This is a genomic window from Acidimicrobiales bacterium (genome assembly GCA_040219515.1).
Taxonomy (GTDB): domain Bacteria; phylum Actinomycetota; class Acidimicrobiia; order Acidimicrobiales; family Aldehydirespiratoraceae; genus JAJRXC01.
In genome coordinates this window covers 136,542-151,957 of sequence record JAVJSI010000001.1, presented here as the reverse complement: position 1 = coordinate 151,957, position 15,416 = coordinate 136,542, and the positions used below count along the sequence as shown (strand labels likewise).

At 68.4% G+C, this 15,416-nt stretch carries 21 protein-coding genes and 1 tRNA gene; 12 read left to right on the top strand and 10 right to left on the bottom strand.

What is annotated here, in order from left to right:
• Positions 1-6 precede the first annotated feature (6 nt).
• From RIB98_00785 to ispH, 3 genes are read right to left on the bottom strand one after another with little or no spacing between them, the layout of a single operon-like run.
• Positions 7-381: a cytochrome c gene (locus RIB98_00785; GenBank protein ID MEQ8839490.1), complete on the bottom strand. Its 375-nt coding sequence runs from the start codon at positions 379-381 to the stop codon at positions 7-9.
• Positions 378-911 (bottom strand): DUF6529 family protein, encoded by a 534-nt coding sequence (locus RIB98_00780; protein MEQ8839489.1) that lies wholly within the window; start codon positions 909-911, stop codon positions 378-380. Before RIB98_00780 ends, RIB98_00785 begins: the two co-directional genes overlap by 4 nt.
• Positions 908-1,945, bottom strand: a complete 1,038-nt coding sequence (ispH, locus tag RIB98_00775; GenBank protein MEQ8839488.1) for a 4-hydroxy-3-methylbut-2-enyl diphosphate reductase — start codon at positions 1,943-1,945, stop codon at positions 908-910. Before ispH ends, RIB98_00780 begins: the two co-directional genes overlap by 4 nt.
• Before the next feature lie 56 nt (positions 1,946-2,001).
• Between ispH and RIB98_00770 the strand changes: the two genes are divergently transcribed.
• From RIB98_00770 to RIB98_00740, 7 genes are read left to right on the top strand one after another with little or no spacing between them, the layout of a single operon-like run.
• A complete protein-coding gene (locus RIB98_00770) occupies positions 2,002-2,967 on the top strand; it encodes an alpha/beta hydrolase (GenBank protein ID MEQ8839487.1) in 966 nt (321 codons plus the stop codon).
• A gap of 49 nt (positions 2,968-3,016) precedes the next feature.
• The gene (gene rpmB, locus RIB98_00765; protein MEQ8839486.1) at positions 3,017-3,253 is read left to right on the top strand and encodes a 50S ribosomal protein L28; all 237 of its coding nucleotides are present in this window, start codon (positions 3,017-3,019) and stop codon (positions 3,251-3,253) included.
• 9 nt (positions 3,254-3,262) lie between these two features.
• The gene (gene rpmG / locus RIB98_00760; GenBank protein ID MEQ8839485.1) at positions 3,263-3,427 is read left to right on the top strand and encodes a 50S ribosomal protein L33; all 165 of its coding nucleotides are present in this window, start codon (positions 3,263-3,265) and stop codon (positions 3,425-3,427) included.
• A 55-nt stretch (positions 3,428-3,482) separates the two neighbouring features.
• Complete coding sequence (gene murI / locus RIB98_00755) at positions 3,483-4,289, top strand: glutamate racemase (GenBank protein MEQ8839484.1); 807 nt, start codon at positions 3,483-3,485, stop codon at positions 4,287-4,289.
• A 4-nt stretch (positions 4,290-4,293) separates the two neighbouring features.
• Positions 4,294-5,040, top strand: coding sequence for an MBL fold metallo-hydrolase (locus RIB98_00750; GenBank protein MEQ8839483.1), 747 nt, complete (start codon positions 4,294-4,296; stop codon positions 5,038-5,040).
• Between the two features lie 23 nt (positions 5,041-5,063).
• Positions 5,064-5,807 carry a ribonuclease PH gene (rph, locus tag RIB98_00745; GenBank protein ID MEQ8839482.1) on the top strand — a complete coding sequence of 248 codons (744 nt, stop codon included), beginning with the start codon at positions 5,064-5,066 and terminating at the stop codon, positions 5,805-5,807.
• On the top strand, positions 5,804-6,403 hold the full coding sequence (locus RIB98_00740) for a non-canonical purine NTP pyrophosphatase (protein MEQ8839481.1): 600 nt from the start codon (positions 5,804-5,806) through the stop codon (positions 6,401-6,403). The genes rph and RIB98_00740 overlap by 4 nt, the downstream gene beginning before the upstream one ends.
• A 32-nt stretch (positions 6,404-6,435) precedes the next feature.
• On the opposite strand, the gene RIB98_00735 is transcribed toward RIB98_00740, so the two are convergent.
• Both RIB98_00735 and RIB98_00730 read right to left on the bottom strand, forming a co-directional pair.
• Complete coding sequence (locus RIB98_00735; GenBank protein MEQ8839480.1) at positions 6,436-7,446, bottom strand: class I SAM-dependent methyltransferase; 1,011 nt, start codon at positions 7,444-7,446, stop codon at positions 6,436-6,438.
• 35 nt (positions 7,447-7,481) lie between these two features.
• Positions 7,482-7,565, bottom strand: a tRNA-Leu gene (locus RIB98_00730).
• Positions 7,566-7,639: 74 nt separating this feature from the next.
• Between RIB98_00730 and RIB98_00725 the strand changes: the two genes are divergently transcribed.
• Positions 7,640-8,212 (top strand): ATP-dependent Clp protease proteolytic subunit, encoded by a 573-nt coding sequence (locus tag RIB98_00725; protein MEQ8839479.1) that lies wholly within the window; start codon positions 7,640-7,642, stop codon positions 8,210-8,212.
• Positions 8,213-8,274: 62 nt separating this feature from the next.
• Here RIB98_00725 and RIB98_00720 read toward each other — a convergent pair whose 3' ends face one another.
• Both RIB98_00720 and rpe read right to left on the bottom strand, forming a co-directional pair.
• Positions 8,275-9,111: an MOSC domain-containing protein gene (locus RIB98_00720; protein ID MEQ8839478.1), complete on the bottom strand. Its 837-nt coding sequence runs from the start codon at positions 9,109-9,111 to the stop codon at positions 8,275-8,277.
• Positions 9,108-9,776, bottom strand: coding sequence for a ribulose-phosphate 3-epimerase (rpe, locus tag RIB98_00715; protein MEQ8839477.1), 669 nt, complete (start codon positions 9,774-9,776; stop codon positions 9,108-9,110). The genes RIB98_00720 and rpe overlap by 4 nt, the downstream gene beginning before the upstream one ends.
• A 71-nt stretch (positions 9,777-9,847) precedes the next feature.
• Between rpe and RIB98_00710 the strand changes: the two genes are divergently transcribed.
• The gene (locus RIB98_00710; protein ID MEQ8839476.1) at positions 9,848-11,017 is read left to right on the top strand and encodes a TRAM domain-containing protein; all 1,170 of its coding nucleotides are present in this window, start codon (positions 9,848-9,850) and stop codon (positions 11,015-11,017) included.
• A gap of 34 nt (positions 11,018-11,051) precedes the next feature.
• Here RIB98_00710 and udk read toward each other — a convergent pair whose 3' ends face one another.
• Positions 11,052-11,657, bottom strand: a complete 606-nt coding sequence (gene udk / locus RIB98_00705) for a uridine kinase (protein ID MEQ8839475.1) — start codon at positions 11,655-11,657, stop codon at positions 11,052-11,054.
• A 102-nt stretch (positions 11,658-11,759) separates the two neighbouring features.
• Here udk and RIB98_00700 point away from each other — a divergent pair, with 102 nt between their 5' ends.
• Positions 11,760-12,905 (top strand): pyridoxal phosphate-dependent aminotransferase, encoded by a 1,146-nt coding sequence (locus RIB98_00700; GenBank protein MEQ8839474.1) that lies wholly within the window; start codon positions 11,760-11,762, stop codon positions 12,903-12,905.
• On the top strand, positions 12,902-13,729 hold the full coding sequence (locus RIB98_00695; GenBank protein MEQ8839473.1) for an enoyl-CoA hydratase/isomerase family protein: 828 nt from the start codon (positions 12,902-12,904) through the stop codon (positions 13,727-13,729). Before RIB98_00700 ends, RIB98_00695 begins: the two co-directional genes overlap by 4 nt.
• A gap of 5 nt (positions 13,730-13,734) precedes the next feature.
• On the opposite strand, the gene RIB98_00690 is transcribed toward RIB98_00695, so the two are convergent.
• Both RIB98_00690 and RIB98_00685 read right to left on the bottom strand, forming a co-directional pair.
• Positions 13,735-14,091: a hypothetical protein gene (locus RIB98_00690; GenBank protein ID MEQ8839472.1), complete on the bottom strand. Its 357-nt coding sequence runs from the start codon at positions 14,089-14,091 to the stop codon at positions 13,735-13,737.
• 22 nt (positions 14,092-14,113) lie between these two features.
• Positions 14,114-14,530 carry a hypothetical protein gene (locus tag RIB98_00685; protein MEQ8839471.1) on the bottom strand — a complete coding sequence of 139 codons (417 nt, stop codon included), beginning with the start codon at positions 14,528-14,530 and terminating at the stop codon, positions 14,114-14,116.
• Positions 14,531-14,569: 39 nt separating this feature from the next.
• On the opposite strand from RIB98_00685, the gene RIB98_00680 reads away from it, so the two are divergent.
• On the top strand, positions 14,570-15,382 hold the full coding sequence (locus tag RIB98_00680) for an enoyl-CoA hydratase-related protein (protein ID MEQ8839470.1): 813 nt from the start codon (positions 14,570-14,572) through the stop codon (positions 15,380-15,382).
• The last annotated feature ends 34 nt before the right edge of the window (positions 15,383-15,416 follow it).

Genomic DNA, 15,416 nt, shown 5'->3' with positions numbered 1-15,416 from the left:
CGCGGTTCATTCCAGGGCGAAGCGCGTGAAGGCAACGACCGACGCGATCTCCAGCTCGGTGAGCACGTCGGCGTACGGCGGCATGCCGTCACCGCCGTTGGTGACGATGTCGATCTGGTCGGCGGCGTCGGGATAGTTGACGAGCACCGTGCCGGCGAGTGGCGGTCCCTGCCCACCCTGACCTTCGGCCCCGTGGCAGGTCGCACACTGTTGGGCGTAGATCTCGCGTCCCTCGTCGACCATGTCGCCGACCTGTCGGGCCAGCGGAAGCTCAGAGGTGTCGGGACTGCCGTCGAGCGTAAAGAGCAGCACGACTGCGGTGGCGGCGGCGGTGCCCACCAGCCACTGGGCCGCCGAGGTCGCCTTCCGTAGGCGGGTCACGAGCCGATTCCTGCGTAGAAGTAGAGGGCGCTGGTCCACCACGCGACGATCATGGCGATACCGAGCATCGCGCCGGTGACGGGCACGGCCCACTCCGGACGGTCGCCGGAACGCACGGTGAGCACCTGGGCGACGTAGAGGCCGTAGGCGACGCAACCGAGCAGCGAGTGCAGGGCGAGCCGGGTGTCGTCGGCGCGATAGCCGAGTGTCCACAGGCAGTGGAACACGACCGGGATCGACATCCCGAACGCGATCGTCCCGACGAGTCGGTGGACGTCGCGAGCCCATGGCGGTGGTGGCAGTCGGGGTCCGAGTCGGCCGGCGATCCGCAGGCCGAGACTGATCTGCACGAAGAACAGGACCACCGTGACCGACGCGAACATGCTCTTCCACGACGACGCGGACGAGAATCCGGTGAGGACGAAGTCCCGGCCCGTCGGTTCGTGGACCGAGGCATAGATCCCGAGCGCGAGGGCGGTGGCGGCGCCCGCCGCGAACGGAACGGCCAGTGCGGCCGGGCGGGCGTTCACCGGCGGGATTGGAGCGATTCGAGTACGTCGCTGGCGTCGACGTCGCGGTCGACGAGGGGACGGCGGTCCGCGGACGACGGCATGGTCAACGCAGCCGCGGCGTCGACGGCGGCCAGGAGCTCGCGGAGGTTGCGAGGCGGAGGGAAGTACTCGTCCTCGTCGGTCACCTGCACCTCCTCGACCCCGTTGGTCGGCGAGAGCTTGTCGATGACCGAGCGGACGAGATCCTCGGGCGCCGACGCACCGGCGGTGAGGCCGACCGTGCCCGAGAGGTCGTCGGGGAGTTCGTCGGGACCATTGACGCGAAAGACCCGCGGGCAACCGCCCTCCTCGGCCAGCGCAGCCAGGGCGTTGGTGTTCGACGAGTTGGCCGAGCCGATCACGATCATCGCGTCGCACCGGGGCGCGATCTCCATCAGGGCCGACTGTCGATTCGTGGTGGCGAAGCAGAGGTCGGAGCGCTCGGGCTGCCACAGTTGAGGGAACTTCGACCGGGTGGCGTCGAGCACGCCGGCCCACTCCCGGTGCGACAGCGTGGTCTGGGCGAGCACGGCGACCGGGCTGTCGAAATCGGGCAGTGCGGCGACCTCGTCGGGGGTCTCCACCCGATGGATCGCCTCGGGGGCGACGGCCATGGTGCCGATCGCTTCCTCGTGGCCCTCATGGCCGACGTAGACGATCTGGTAGCCCTTGCCGGCCCGTGTCTTCACCTCGTGGTGGACCTTGGTGACCAGCGGACACACGGCGTCGACCACATAGCCGCCCTGGGCTCGTGCCGCGGCGACGACCTCGGGGGCCGAGCCGTGGGCCGAGAGCATGATCGGACGGCCCTCGGGCACCTCGGCGATGTCGTCGACGAAGACGACGCCCGATTCCTCGAAGCGGCGCACGACGAGCTGGTTGTGCACGATCTCGTGGTAGCAGTACACCGGCGGCTCGAAGGCCCGCACCATCCACGCGAGGGCCTTGATGGCCATCTCCACTCCGGCGCAGAAGCCGCGGGGGGAGGCGAGGAGGACTCGATCGACGGTCACCCCTTGGAGGCTAGTGACTCGAGCGCGCACCGAGGGACGCGGTCTACGGTCCTCCCATGGCCGGCCCGATTCCCGATCCTCTCCACGACCCGGAGCTCGACACCCACGTCGACGAGATGACGCGGCTCGCCGAGCTGGTCGCGGGTCTCCGGGGAGAGCCGCCGGCGGAGTGGACGGACGAGGCGGTTCGGGCCGCCCGCAAGAGCTTCGAGGCCTACTCGGACAATCCGGTCGAGGTGACCGACCGATTCGCCGACCGGATGATCGACGGACCCCACGGGCCGATCCGGCTCCGGGTCCACGTGCCCGACGGGGATCTGCGCGGCGTGGTGTTGGACTGGCACGGCGGTGGGTTCTTCCTCGGGCAGCCCGAGATGGACGATGTCTTCAATCTGCGCCACGCAGCGGCGACGGGGTGCGTCACGGTCGCGGCGACGTATCGGCTCGGTCCCGAGGACCCGTTCCCGGCCGGCCCCGACGATGCCGAGGCCGCCGCCCTGTGGCTGCTGGAGCACGCCGAGCGCGAGTGGGGGGTGTCGTTCAACGTCGTGATGGGGTCCTCGGCGGGCGCGAACATCGCCGCGATCGCGTTGCAGCGGCTGCGTGACCGCCACGACGCTCTCGGCAACATCGTCGCGGCGAACCTGGTCTACGGCGCCTTCGACCTGACGGGCACGCCGAGCCAGCACCGGCTGGGGATTCCGACCTTTCGTGATCTGTACCTTCCCGGGATCGAGCGTCGCGACCGGGACCGGCCCGAGATCTCGCCCCTCTACGGTGACCTCTCGGGAATGCCACCCGCCCTGTTCACGGTCGGCACCGCCGACTATCTGCTCGACGATTCGCTGTTCATGGCGGCCCGCTGGCACGCGGCGGGAGCCGCGGCCGACGTGCGGGTCTATCCGGGCTGTCCCCACGGGTTCAACGCCTATCCCGCCGAGCTCGCCCGGCTCGCCAATGCAGCGATGGACGAGTGGGTCTGCGCCCGTCTCGACGCGGCCTCGGCGAGGGTGGAGTCCTGAGGGGTCCGCGGTAACATTCCTCGTTCAAGTTCGCCCAGGAGTAACCCCGATGTCGAAGATCTGCCAGGTCACAGGCAAGAAGCCTCACTTTGGCAAGCAGCTCTCCCACTCGCACCGTCGTTCCAGCCGTCGCTGGGATCCGAACGTGCAGGTGAAGCGCTTCTACCTTGAGAGTGAACGCCGCTGGATCAAGCTCAACGTGTCCACCAAGGGCATCAAGACGATCGACAAGCGCGGCCTCGAGTCCGTCGTCGCCGAGATGCGCCGCAACGGCCAGAAGGTCTGAGGAACGGTCATGGCTGCAAGCGACAAGCGTCCCATCATCAAGCTGCGTTCGACCGCGGGCACGGGCTACACCTACGTGACCACGAAGAACAAGACCAACACTCGTGAACGCATCGAGATCATGAAGTACGACCCCAAGATCCGCAAGCACGTGATGTTCAAAGAGGAGCGCTGAGCGCGCGTTCTCATGGCTCCCTGACTAGGCGGTCGGGGGCTTCTAGCCTGGCGTGATGAACGCAACCGATCGCCCGGTGGCGATGTTCGACTCGGGATTCGGTGGTCTCACCGTGGCGCGAGCGGTGATCGACCTCCTTCCGCACGAGCATCTCGTCTACTTCGGCGACACGGCCCGCTATCCCTACGGACCCCGGACCCACGACGAGGTACGGGGTTTCTCGCGTCAGATCACCGAGTGGCTGGTCGAGGCCCACGATCCGAAGATGATCGTCGTCGCGTGCAACACGGCATCGGCCGTGGCCCTCGACGACTTGCAGGATCTGGTCGACGTCCCGGTGATCGGTGTGATCGAACCGGGGCTGCGGTCGTTGCTGGAGGTGACGGTCACCGGGCGCGTCGGCATGATCGCGACCGTCGGCACCGTCGCCAGCGGCACCTATCAGGGCCTGGCCGACGTGCTGGCCCCCGACGTCTCGTTGACGTGCGCCGCGTGTCCGGGGTTCGTCGAGTTCGTGGAGCGAGGCGAGACCCGCTCCGATCAGGTCCACGTGTTGGCCCAGCGACTGCTCGCTCCCGTCCAGGAGGCGAAGGTCGACAGCCTGCTCCTCGGCTGCACCCACTATCCGTTCCTGGCCCGCACGATCGCCGATGTCATGGGACGTGACGTGGTCCTGGTGTCGTCGGCCGACGAGACCGCCTTCGAGGTCCAGCGGGCGATCGACGCGCTCGGCGTCGCCCGGCGGGGCACCGATCCCGCGGTCCGCCGCTTCGTCTCCAGTGGTGATGTCGAGACGTTCGCACGGCTCGGCCGCGAGCTCCTGGGCCCCGAGCTCGACACCGTCGAGGCGCATCAGTGGTGACCACATGACCGACCTGAAGGTGACCGTGCTCGGCTCGTCGGGCTCCTACGCCGCCACCGACAACCCGTGTACCGGCTTCCTGGTGCAGAGCGCCGGCGCAACCGTGTTGCACGATTGCGGTCCCGGCACCGCCGGACCGCTGCAGGCGGCGACGGGCCTGGGCGACCTGAGCGCCATCGTGCTCAGCCATTGTCACCCCGACCACTGGCTCGAGCTGCCGGTGTTGCGGAATGTCTTCACGTGGTTCGAGCCCCGCACCGGCATCCCCGTCTACGGCACCGCTCGCACGGCGGCGATGGACGAGGCCGTCTCCGTGCCGGTCGACGGCGTGCCGTCGCCGTTCGACTGGACGGTGATCGATGCCTCGTCGACGGTCGTGATCGGCGATCAGACCTGGACGTTCGATCGCACCGACCACCCGGTCGAGACGCTGGCGGCTCGAGTCGAGGTCGCCGACACCGCCGTGTTGTTCACCTCCGACACCGGCCCGGGCTGGCGGTTCGACTCGTTCGGGCGTGGCGTCGACGGCGTGTTCTGCGACGCCAGCCATCTCGCCGGGTTCGAGGGACAGGGCATCCCCCATCTGAGTGCGAGGGAGGCGGGACAGCGGGCGACCTCGGCCGTGGTCGACCGTTTGGTGCTGACCCATCTCATTCCGGGCTCGGACCCGGAAGCGCACCGCGACGAAGCCGCAACGGCCTACGGTGGCCAGGTCGATGTGGCCCTCGCCGGGTCCGTCTTCGAGTTCTGACCCTCTCGTTCCCGGAGCCCTCTGTGTCCACTCGCTACGACGGTCGTCAGGCCGACGACCTCCGTCCCTTCTCGTTCGTTCGCGACTTCACCAAGATGACCATGGGTTCGGCCCTGGTCACGTTCGGTGAGACCCGGGTGTTGTGCACCGCCTCGGTGGAGGACGACGTGCCCCGCTGGATGAAGGGCAGGGGTGAAGGCTGGGTGACCGCCGAGTACTCGATGCTCCCGGGTTCGTCGCCCGAGCGGGTCAATCGTGAGCGTACGGGCGCCAAGGGCCGTACGCAGGAGATCGAGCGACTCATCGGTCGATCGCTGCGAGCAGTGACCGACATGACCGCGCTCGGCGAGCACTCGATCCGCCTCGACTGCGACGTGCTCCAGGCCGACGGTGGCACCCGCACCGCGTCGATCTGTGGTGCCTACGTCGCCCTTCACGATGCCTGTGAACGGCTCGTTCAGGGTGGCGCGATTGCGAAGAACCCGCTCATCACCGAGTGTGCGGCCATCTCGGTCGGCATCGTGGCCGGCCAGCCGGTGCTCGACCTGCCCTATCCCGAGGACTCGACGGCCGATGTCGACTGCAACGTGATCATGGCCGGCACCGGCGAGCTCATAGAGGTGCAGGGCACCGCCGAAGGCAACACCTTCAGTCGCGCCGAACTCGACGCGCTGCTCGACCTGGCCGAGGGCGGCATCGCCACGATCACCGCGGCCCAACGCGAGGTGCTGGCCGAGCCGCCGTCGCCGCGTCTGCCGGGGCGATGACCGAACCCCTTCCCCGGCTCGTGTGTGCGAGCGCCAACCCCGACAAGGTGGCGGAGATCGCACTGGTGCTCGACGGGCTGGTCGATCTGCAACCACGCCCGGCCGGCCTGGCCGACGTTGTCGAGGACGCCCCCGACCTCGAAGGCAACGCCCGGCTCAAGGCGGTCGCCGTGTGTGCGGCGGCCGGTGCAGCCGCGGTGAGCGACGACACCGGGCTCGAGGTCGACGCGCTCGACGGCGCGCCCGGGGTCCGCTCGGCGCGCTATGCGGGCGACGACGCGTCCTATGACGACAACGTGCAGAAGCTGCTCGACGAACTCGATCGGGTGGGAGCGGTCGAGCCCGATCGACGTACCGCCCGTTTCCGCACGGTCGTGATGGTGGCGTGGCCCGACGGGCGCGAGCTGGCGGTCGAAGGGACCGTCGAGGGCATGATCGCCGCGTCCCGCCAGGGGAGCGGCGGGTTCGGCTACGACTCCGTGTTCGTGCCGCTCGAGGGCGACGGGCGTTCGTTCGCCGAGATGGGCGACGAGAAGCACACGATCAGCCATCGGGGTCGCGCACTCCGGGCACTCGCTGCGGCGCTGACGAACTAGCGGCGGACGCCCGGGCTCGACCGCGACGAGCGTCAGCTCCGATGAATGCGTCGGCGAACGCGGTTCGCGACGCGTTGGCGCAACTCTGCGCCGAGATCGGCTGCGGTGATCAGTGCGAGGTCGATCGGCGGGTCAGCCGGGAGGAGGCCGTCGGTGGAAGGTCGTCGCTCGCCGTCGTGTGGCTTGGTCGCCACCCCGACGGACGAGAGCCCGATGCCGAGCCCAGGGAGCAGGGTCAGCTCGAGGCCGGCGTGGCGGAAACATCGATGGAGGAATTCGCTCGACCAGCCGGCTTCGAACCAGCCGTGCTTGTGGATGCAGTAGACCGACTCGGCATCGAGCCGCAGACCCCACTGGGGCCACCAGGTGTCCTGGATCGGCTCGCCGGCGATCGTGAGCTTCCCGCCCGGCGCGAGCCAGTCGGCAGCCTTGACCAGGAGGTCCCACGGCCGGACCGCGTGGTGAAGGCTCTCGTAGAAGAAGACGAGGTCGAAATACTCATCGGATGCGAAGTCGTCGAACGACGAGCAGTGGGTGATCACGTGATACCCGCGACGTTCCGCTCTGCGCCTGACCACCTCGACGAAGGCCGGGTTGATGTCGACGGCCGCGATCTCGCACCCGCTGAACGCAAAGACCTCTGTGCTGAGGCCCCACCCGCAGCCCATGTCGAGCACCCGGGCGCCGGCCGGGAGGTCCGACGCCATCACCGCGGAGGCGATCGTGCGGACGTGGGGGGCGATCTGCATGGGATTTCGGGAGTCGTACGGGTTGGCTGCCGCGACCGCGGCCTCGATGTCGACCACCGTGCGTTCGTTCTCGGTCTGGTCGAGGTGGCGACCGGAGATCTCGGCGTAGAGGGCGATCTGGGCATCGACATACGCAGGATCGAACCCGTCGAGGCCGGTGTCGACGGTGGTGTCGAAGCGGAGCGAGAAATCGGCGGTGTCGCGCCGCACCTCCGGACTGGCGATGCCACCGCGCGCATCGCACTCCGCGACGAACGCAGGAAGGTCCTTCACGTGAACGGCACCGAAGCTCATGGAGAGCAACTCTGCCAGCTCAACTGGTTCGCGCGTGCGGACGGGGGGACTCGAACCCCCACACCCTTCCGGGCACCAGGACCTAAACCTGGCGTGTCTGCCAATTCCACCACGTCCGCGTGATGCCGCAAGGGTAGCGACGGTTGGCGGTACCCTTCGCTCCATGACGCAGCCCCCTGAGAACGCTCAGTTCATGGCCAGCAGCATGCTGGCGAACCCGCAGGCCGACATCTACCACCGCCTGCTCCAGGACCGCATCGTCGTGCTCGGCACCGATGTCAACGACGAGATCGCCAACTACATCACCGCCCAGCTTCTCTATCTCGAGGGGCAGGACAAGGAAAAGCCGATCTGGCTCTACATCAACTCGCCCGGTGGCTCGGTCACCGCGGGTATGGCGATCTACGACACGATGCAGTTCGTCGAGCCCGAGGTGGGCACGATCTGCATGGGTCTCGGCGCCTCCATGGGCCAGTTCCTGCTCTGCGCCGGCGCCCCCGGCAAGCGCTACGCGCTGCCCCACGCCCGCATCATGATGCACCAGCCCCTGGGCGGCGTGCAGGGTCAGGCCACCGACATCGCCATCCAGGCCGAGCAGATGGCCTACACGAAGCGGCTGCTGCAGGAGCGCATCGCCCAGCACACTGGCCAGACCTACGAACAGATCGAGGCCGATTCCGACCGCGACCGCTGGTTCACCGCCGAGCAGGCCAAGGAATACGGCATCATCGACCATGTCATCGTCAAGCGCGGTGAAATGCTCTGACGCCGGTTCTCGCTCTCGCCGGCCTCCCGCGGAACGGGCCGGCAGGTGACGCGATCGGCTGACTACAGGAACGTGATCGGGTCGCCGGTTTCGACGCGGCCGGGTTCCACGACCTCGGCGTAGATGCCGAGCGACGGGAAGTCGCCGAACCCGCCGAACGGGCGCTTGTTCGTGGCGGCGATCGTCTGGAGGACGGCCTTGTCGCGGGGCATGCCGAGCTGGGCCCGTGTGGTCATGACACAGCGCGGTGCGGTGGAGCCGAACCGGATCGTGGCGTCGCCGACGGTTGCGGTGCGTCCCTCCCAGTCGTTCTCGATCATGCCCTCGGCGTCGCCCGCGTCGATCAGCAGGCTCGGCCGGAATCGGTCGGCGTTGACGATGCTGTCGGGTAGCTGCATCTGGATGTGGGCGATGCTCGCAGTGGTGAGGACGTGGAGCGGTTCGAGGTCGGCGAACGATCCCCGCTCGGCCATTGCGGCGGGCAGGTCGAGTTCGATTCCCGACAGGGCGAATCCTTCACCGATGTCGGGCCACTCGGACGCGTACGTCATCGGCGTCGCTCCGGCGGTGACCAGTTCGACATCGAGCCCGAGCGCGAGCGACGCGGCGGCTGCGACCGCGGCAGGGTCGGTGGAGGAGATGGTCTCGCCGTCGATCTCGAGGGACACGCCCGGCAGCGGTTGCCCGGGCTCGGGGTCGGTGTCGAACTCGGCGCTGAACCCCAGGAGCGTCTCGCCGATGCGCGGTGCCTTGGCGCTGAGGACACGGTCGGTGCCGACCTCACGTAGACCGAGGACACGATCGCCGACGATGCCGCCACCGCCGAGGTCGACCCACGGGACCGGTGCGGTCTGGAACGACTTGACCGGGAAGCGTCGGAGTTCGGCGACGATGCTCATCGCGCCGCCTCGGCCCGCGCCGTCAGTTCGGCGACACCGTCGGCCTTGTCGTCGTACTTGAACAACGCGGATCCGCTGACGAAGACGTTGGCGCCGGCCGCGGCACACTCGCCGATGGTGTCGGCGCTGATACCGCCGTCGACCTCTATGTCGATGTCGAAGCCGCCGGCGTCGACCATCGATCTCAGTTCCCGGATCTTGTCGAGGAGCGGGATGTAGGTCTGGCCGCCGAAGCCGGGGTTCACGGTCATCACGAGGATGTGGTCGGTCTGATCGAGCACGTGCTGGAGGGTCGCGGCCGGGGTGTGCGGATTGAGGACCACGCCGCTGCGGGCGCCCTCCTTGCGGATGTTGCCGAGCGACCGGTGGAGGTGGGTGCACGCTTCCGCGTGGACCATGACCGTCTCGCATCCCGCCTCGATGTAGAGCGGCGCCATCTCGTCGGGGCGGACCACCATCAGGTGCGCTTCGAAGTGGATGCCGAGGAGCGGCCGAATGCTCTTCACCACATCGGGGCCGACGGTGATGTTGGGCACGAAAACGCCGTCCATCACGTCCCAGTGGATGCGTCCGGCCCCGGCCTTCTCGAGCTCGATGCACTCCTCGCCCAGCCGGGCGAAGTCGGCGGGCAGGATGGACGGGGCGATCTCGATGGGGCGATTCACGCGCCCGACCATAACCGCCGCGGTGGGGCGCGCGAGGAGCATCTCCGCGGTCCGGCGATACCGTCCTGCCTGTGGAACTACGCGTCACAGCGACCGCTCGAGACGGCGCCGGCGTCGCCCGCGCCGAAGACGGTCGCATCATCTTCGTCGAAGGTGCGCTCCCCGGCGAGACCGTGCAGGTCGACCTGATCAAGGTCGACAAGCGATGGTCCCGCGCCCGGGTGGTGCGCGTCCTCGACGCGTCGCCGGAGCGGGTCCCGGTCCCCTGCACGCACCAGGTCGAGGGGTGCGGCGGCTGCGATCTTCTTCACGTCAGTCCCGATGCCCAGCTCCGCATGAAGTCGTCGATGGTGATCGACCAACTGGCGCGCGCCGAGGTCGACGCCCCCGACGCCGCGTTGCGCTCACTCGACGACGACGAGGGCCGCACGACCGTGCGTGCCGCTGTGCTCGACGGACGCGCCGGCTACCGCATCCGCGGGTCGCACGACATCGTGGTTCCCGAGGTCTGCGAGGCCGTCGACCCGATCGCCGAGCAGTTGCTGGTCGATGGCCGCTTCGGCGACGCATCCGAAGTCACGATCCGCGTCGGGAACCGCACCGGCGAGCGGCTCGTGATGATCGAGGGCAGCAGCTTCGGTGTCGAACTACCGGATGACGTGCTCGTCGTCGGCGCCGACGAGCTCGCCAAGGGCAAGCGGGCGTGGATCCACGAAGAAGCCGGCGGTCGCCGCTGGCGCGTGTCCGCCCGGTCGTTCTTCCAGAATCGGCCGGCCGGCGTCGATGCGCTGGTCGACGAGGTCCGTGAGATGGTCGACGAGCTCGGCACCGACGGACCGCTCATCGACGCCTACGCCGGCATCGGCGTGTTCGCGGGCACGATCGGCGAGGGGCGCCAGGTCGTCGCCATCGAGCGGGGCAAGGACTCGATCGCCGATGCCCGGATCAACCTCAAGGGATCCGACACGAAGGTCATCCGCTCGTCGGTCGAGCGGTGGCGGCCGACTCCCGCCTCCGTCGTGGTCGCCGACCCGGCCCGCGAGGGCCTGGGCAAGGACGGTGTGGCCACGCTCATGCGAGCCGAACCCGACCTCTTCGTGCTGGTGAGCTGTGATCCGTCGGCGTTCGCCAACGACGCCAAGCGCCTGATCGCCGCCGGCATGACACTCGACCGCATGACCGTCGTCGACCTGTTCCCCGGCACCTCCCACGTCGAGACCATCGGCGCCTTCACCCGCTAGTTGCAGCGCTGGGGTCAGACCCCGGCGTTGCAACTCAGGCTTGGAGGAGGCCGCCGGCGATCTCGTCGGCGACGAGCCGCATGTCGTCGTCGATCGAGACGATGCGGTGGGCGCGGTCGCGGAAGGGCTGCACGTGTAGGTCGTGCATCGGCGCCACGAACTGGGCGAACTGGCGACGGACGTCGTCGGCATCCCGACCGCGTTCGACGACGTCGCGGCGGACCCGTCGCTCGAGGCGGATGTCCTCGGGCACGTCGATGAAGATCGCGTGGTCCAGCAGATCGTGGATACCCGGGAAGCAGAAGAGCAGGATTCCCTCGACGATCACGATGTCTCGCGCTGCGATGGTGAGGAAATTGCCGTTGCGGGTGTGGGTGGAGAAGTCGTACTCGGGTACCTCGATCGGCCGTCCCGCCCGCAGCTCGGCCAGATGGTGCGCGAAGAGCTCGTTGTCGAGCGAGTCCGGATGGTCGTAGTTGACCTGCATCCGCTCCTGCATCGTCATGTGGGCGAGATCGCGGTAGTAGGCATCGAACGGCACCGTCGAGACTCGATCGGCGCCCAGCCGGCGGGTCAGCTCGAGCGCAAACGTCGTCTTGCCGGCGCCCGAACCGCCGCAGATCCCGTAGAGCGTTGCCACGGGACCCGAGCGTATCCCGCCACGGCGGACCGGGCCCATGCCAGGCCGACGCGCGAGGATCGGGGCCATGCGCGACGACGTCGACTTCGAGCTCTGCGACCGATGAGTCGCATCCCTGCCGTGCGAGCCGACATCGCGCCCTTCTATGTCATGGAGGTGATGCGAGCAGCCGAGATTCGCATCGCCGAGGGGCGCGAGGTGTTGCACCTCGAGGTGGGCCAGCCGTCGACCGGGGCACCCACGGCAGTGACCGAGGCCGCGCACCGGGCCCTCGACGACAACGCGCTCGGCTACACGACGGCTGCCGGCATCGAGCCATTGCGACGCCGGATCGCCCGGCACTATCTCGACTGGTACGGCGTCGAGGTGGATGCCGACGCGGTGATGCTCACGGTCGGCGCGTCGGGCGGGTTCGTCGCGGCGTTCATGGCCGCCTTCGACCCGGGCGACCGCGTGGTGGTGCCGTCACCGGGATACCCGTGCTACCGCAACGCGTTGCAGCTGCTCGGCGTCGATGTCGTCGACCTCCCCACGGCGATGGCGACGAGGTTCCAGCCGACGGTCGAACAGCTCGACGCGCTCGGCCCGGTCGACGGTCTCGTGCTGTCGTCCCCGTCGAATCCCACGGGCACGATGCTGGACGCCGACCGCATGGCCGCGATCACGGCCTGGTGCCGTGACCATGACGTGTGGTTCGTGTCCGACGAGATCTACCACGGCATCACCTTCGGCGAGTCCGCGCCGACCGCGTTGCAGTTCGATCCCGAGGCAATCGTGGTCAACAGCTTCTCCAAGTACTTCTCGATGACCGGCTGGCGTCTCGGTTGGTTGATCGCGCCGCCGATTCTGCGATCCGCGCTCACGCGGATCGGACAGAACATCACGATCGCCGCGCCGACGCTGTCCCAGCTCGGCGCGGTGGCGGCCTTCGATGCCCACGACGAGTGCGAGGCCAACGTCGCCCGCTACGCCCGCAACCGTCGAGTGCTTCTCGACGGTCTCCCGACGGCAGGGATCGATCGCCTCGCCCCGGCCGACGGCGCCTTCTACATCTGGGCCCGGACCGATCATCTGGCCGACGACTCTCAGGCACTCTGCGCCCGCTGGCTGGACGAGTTGGGCGTCGCGGCGACCCCTGGCATCGACTTCGATCCCGTCGATGGCCACCGCTTCGTGCGATTCTCTTTCGCCGGCCGCGACGTCGATGTGGCGGAAGCCGTTCGGCGCCTGAGAGATTGGACACCATGACCTACGACCCGTCGCAGTTGGAGACCCTCACCGTCGAGATGGACGGCCATGTCGCCTGGGTCACCCTGAATCGGCCCGAGGCCTACAACGCGTTCACCCCCACCATGCAGCGGGAGCTGCGCGCGACCTGGCAGGCATTCCGCCGTGACGACGACGTCCGGGCCATCGTGCTCACTGCGGCGGGGGAGAAGTCGTTCTGTGTCGGCATCGATCGCAACGAGGGTGAGTTCACCGCCCTCGACGACAGCGCCGGGCTCTACGGCACGTCCAACAACTTCATGTACGACGACCCGGGCGACGACCTCGGACCCAAGGCCTGTGATCTCTGGAAGCCGGTGGTCTGCGCGGTCAACGGCATGGCCGCCGGCGGCGCGTTCTACATGCTGGCCGAAGCCGACGTGATCGTGTCGGCCGAGCACGCCACGTTCTTCGATCCCCATGTCACCTACGGGATGGCTGCGGTCTACGAGCCGATCAAGATGCTCCAGCGCATGCCGCTCGGCGAGGTGCTGCGGATGTCGCTGCTCGGCAACCACGAGCGCATGTCGGCCGAGACCGCGCACCGCATCGGGCTCGTGAGCGAGGTGTGCCCGTCGGCGCAGCTACACGAGCGGGCCAAGTGGGTTGCCGATGCCATCGCCGCCCAACCCCCGATGGCGGTGCAGGCCACGCTGCGGGCGATCTGGGCGGCCAACGACATGGGTCGACTCAACGCGATCGCGATGGCCCCGGCCATCCTCACCACGGGCTTCGATCGGGCCGGCATGGAAGCCGGCGCCGACTCGTTCTCGAGCGGCAAGCGGATCGAGCCCCGCACCCGCTGACCGGGCTAGAGGAGGCCGAGAGCGCCGAGGAACAGCCCGCCCAGGACGATCAGCAGGAGCAGCAGGCCGACGGCCACGACGAGAGGGTTTCGTCGAGCTGTCGACATTGCCGGCTGGTCGACCGCATCGTCGGGGATCCAGCTGCGGATGACCTGGTGGATCGCGTCGGCGTCGCCCGCGATGCCGATGAGACGGTGGGGTTGGAGCGCGAGCCCGCCGGGGGAGTGGCCGTCGTTGTCCATCGTGAGCAGCTCGACTCGCCGGCCGTCGGCTTCACACTCCGCAAGGATCGCCTGCGCGGTGAATCGGTCGTAGCCGACCTCGAACTCGACCAGGTCCTTCTGGCGCAGGTGTTCGCCCACGTCGCCAGAGTAGGCGCTGAGGTCAGGCGCCGAGGCGGGCCCGGGCGGCGGCACTCATGTCGAGCAGCCGCTGCGGCACCATGACACCGTTGACTTCGACCCCGCCGCTGGCGGCGGCGCTTCCGCCGCCGGCGTCTCCGCCGGAGTCCGTGGTTGCGTTCTCGGCTGCGAGTTCGGCCTCGGCGGCTTCTCGATCACGCTGTACGAGAAAGCGGTCGTAGTCCTTGGCCTTGACGAGACTCGCGTGGTCGATGTGACCGACGCTCTCACCATCGGCGAATCGGACCCAGTAGCGCTGCCACGCGAATCCGTTGGCCACGGCGACCTTGCCGCGGCTTCCGGCCGGATGGCCGGGGATGTCGTCGACGAGGCGCACCTTGGTGCCCCGCGTGAACGGGTCGGCCTGGAGTTCTGCGGTGGTGGCGGCTGGCTTCGGCACGAAGAGAAAACGTAGCGCCTGCGTCTAGTGTCCGACGACATGAGCACGTCTTTCGTCACCATCGACCGGTCCGACCCTGCGGTCCCGGTCGTCACCCTCGATCGACCCGAGCGTCGCAACGCGCTGTCGATGGACCTGGTGAGCGACGGCATCGCCGCCTTCCGCGAGCTGCATCGTGACCGTGATGCCCGGGCGATCGTGCTCACCGGTGCCGGCGACGGCTTCTGCGCGGGCGCCGACCTCAAGGGTGGAGGAAGCCCGGCGCCCGACACCGAGGGGCGAGGCCCGGTCGGCTCTGTCTATCGAAGCCAGGAACACATCGTCGACTTCATGATGGCGGTCCACGAGTGCGACAAGCCGGTGATCGCTGCGGTGCATGGCGCGGCGGTCGGTGGCGGCCTCGCGCTGGCGTTGGCCAGTGACCTGCGGGTGGCCGACACGACGGCCTACTTCGGATCGGTCTTCATCAACGTGGGCCTGACATCGTGTGACATCGGGACCAGCTACTTCCTTCCCCGTCTCGTCGGCTCCGGCCATGCGATGGACATGATGCTCAGCGGCCGCCACGTGCCCGCCGAGGAGGCCGACCGCATGGGGATGGTCAACCGACTCGTCCCCGCGGGGACGCATCTCGACGTGGCCAAGGAATACGGAGCGCAGTTGGCGAAGCAGAACGAGTACGGGCTGTGGCTCACCAAACGAGGGCTGTGGGCCAACATCGACTCGCCGTCGATTCGTCACGCGGTGGAGCTCGAGAACCGGCAGCAGGTGTTGGGCACGTTCACCGGGAACATGCAGGAAGCGATGAAGGCCTTCGGCGAGCGCCGTGAGCCGGACTGGGGTCCCATGTGAGATCGGGGTATCATCTCAGGAAAGAATCGCTCGG

What these genes read in the sequence shown, in the direction of transcription:
- rpmG (MEQ8839485.1), top strand. Translation starts at nt 3,263, where the DNA reads ATGGCTGCAAGCGACAAGCGTCCCATCATCAAGCTGCGTTCGACCGCG.
- murI (MEQ8839484.1), top strand. Translation starts at nt 3,483, where the DNA reads ATGAACGCAACCGATCGCCCGGTGGCGATGTTCGACTCGGGATTCGGT.
- RIB98_00750 (MEQ8839483.1), top strand. Translation starts at nt 4,294, where the DNA reads ATGACCGACCTGAAGGTGACCGTGCTCGGCTCGTCGGGCTCCTACGCC.
- RIB98_00680 (MEQ8839470.1), top strand. Translation starts at nt 14,570, where the DNA reads ATGAGCACGTCTTTCGTCACCATCGACCGGTCCGACCCTGCGGTCCCG.
- RIB98_00720 (MEQ8839478.1), bottom strand. Translation starts at nt 9,111, where the DNA reads ATGAGCATCGTCGCCGAACTCCGACGCTTCCCGGTCAAGTCGTTCCAG.
- RIB98_00735 (MEQ8839480.1), bottom strand. Translation starts at nt 7,446, where the DNA reads ATGAGCTTCGGTGCCGTTCACGTGAAGGACCTTCCTGCGTTCGTCGCG.
- RIB98_00770 (MEQ8839487.1), top strand. Translation starts at nt 2,002, where the DNA reads ATGGCCGGCCCGATTCCCGATCCTCTCCACGACCCGGAGCTCGACACC.
- RIB98_00695 (MEQ8839473.1), top strand. Translation starts at nt 12,902, where the DNA reads ATGACCTACGACCCGTCGCAGTTGGAGACCCTCACCGTCGAGATGGAC.
- RIB98_00740 (MEQ8839481.1), top strand. Translation starts at nt 5,804, where the DNA reads ATGACCGAACCCCTTCCCCGGCTCGTGTGTGCGAGCGCCAACCCCGAC.
- RIB98_00700 (MEQ8839474.1), top strand. Translation starts at nt 11,760, where the DNA reads ATGAGTCGCATCCCTGCCGTGCGAGCCGACATCGCGCCCTTCTATGTC.
- RIB98_00725 (MEQ8839479.1), top strand. Translation starts at nt 7,640, where the DNA reads ATGGCCAGCAGCATGCTGGCGAACCCGCAGGCCGACATCTACCACCGC.
- rpmB (MEQ8839486.1), top strand. Translation starts at nt 3,017, where the DNA reads ATGTCGAAGATCTGCCAGGTCACAGGCAAGAAGCCTCACTTTGGCAAG.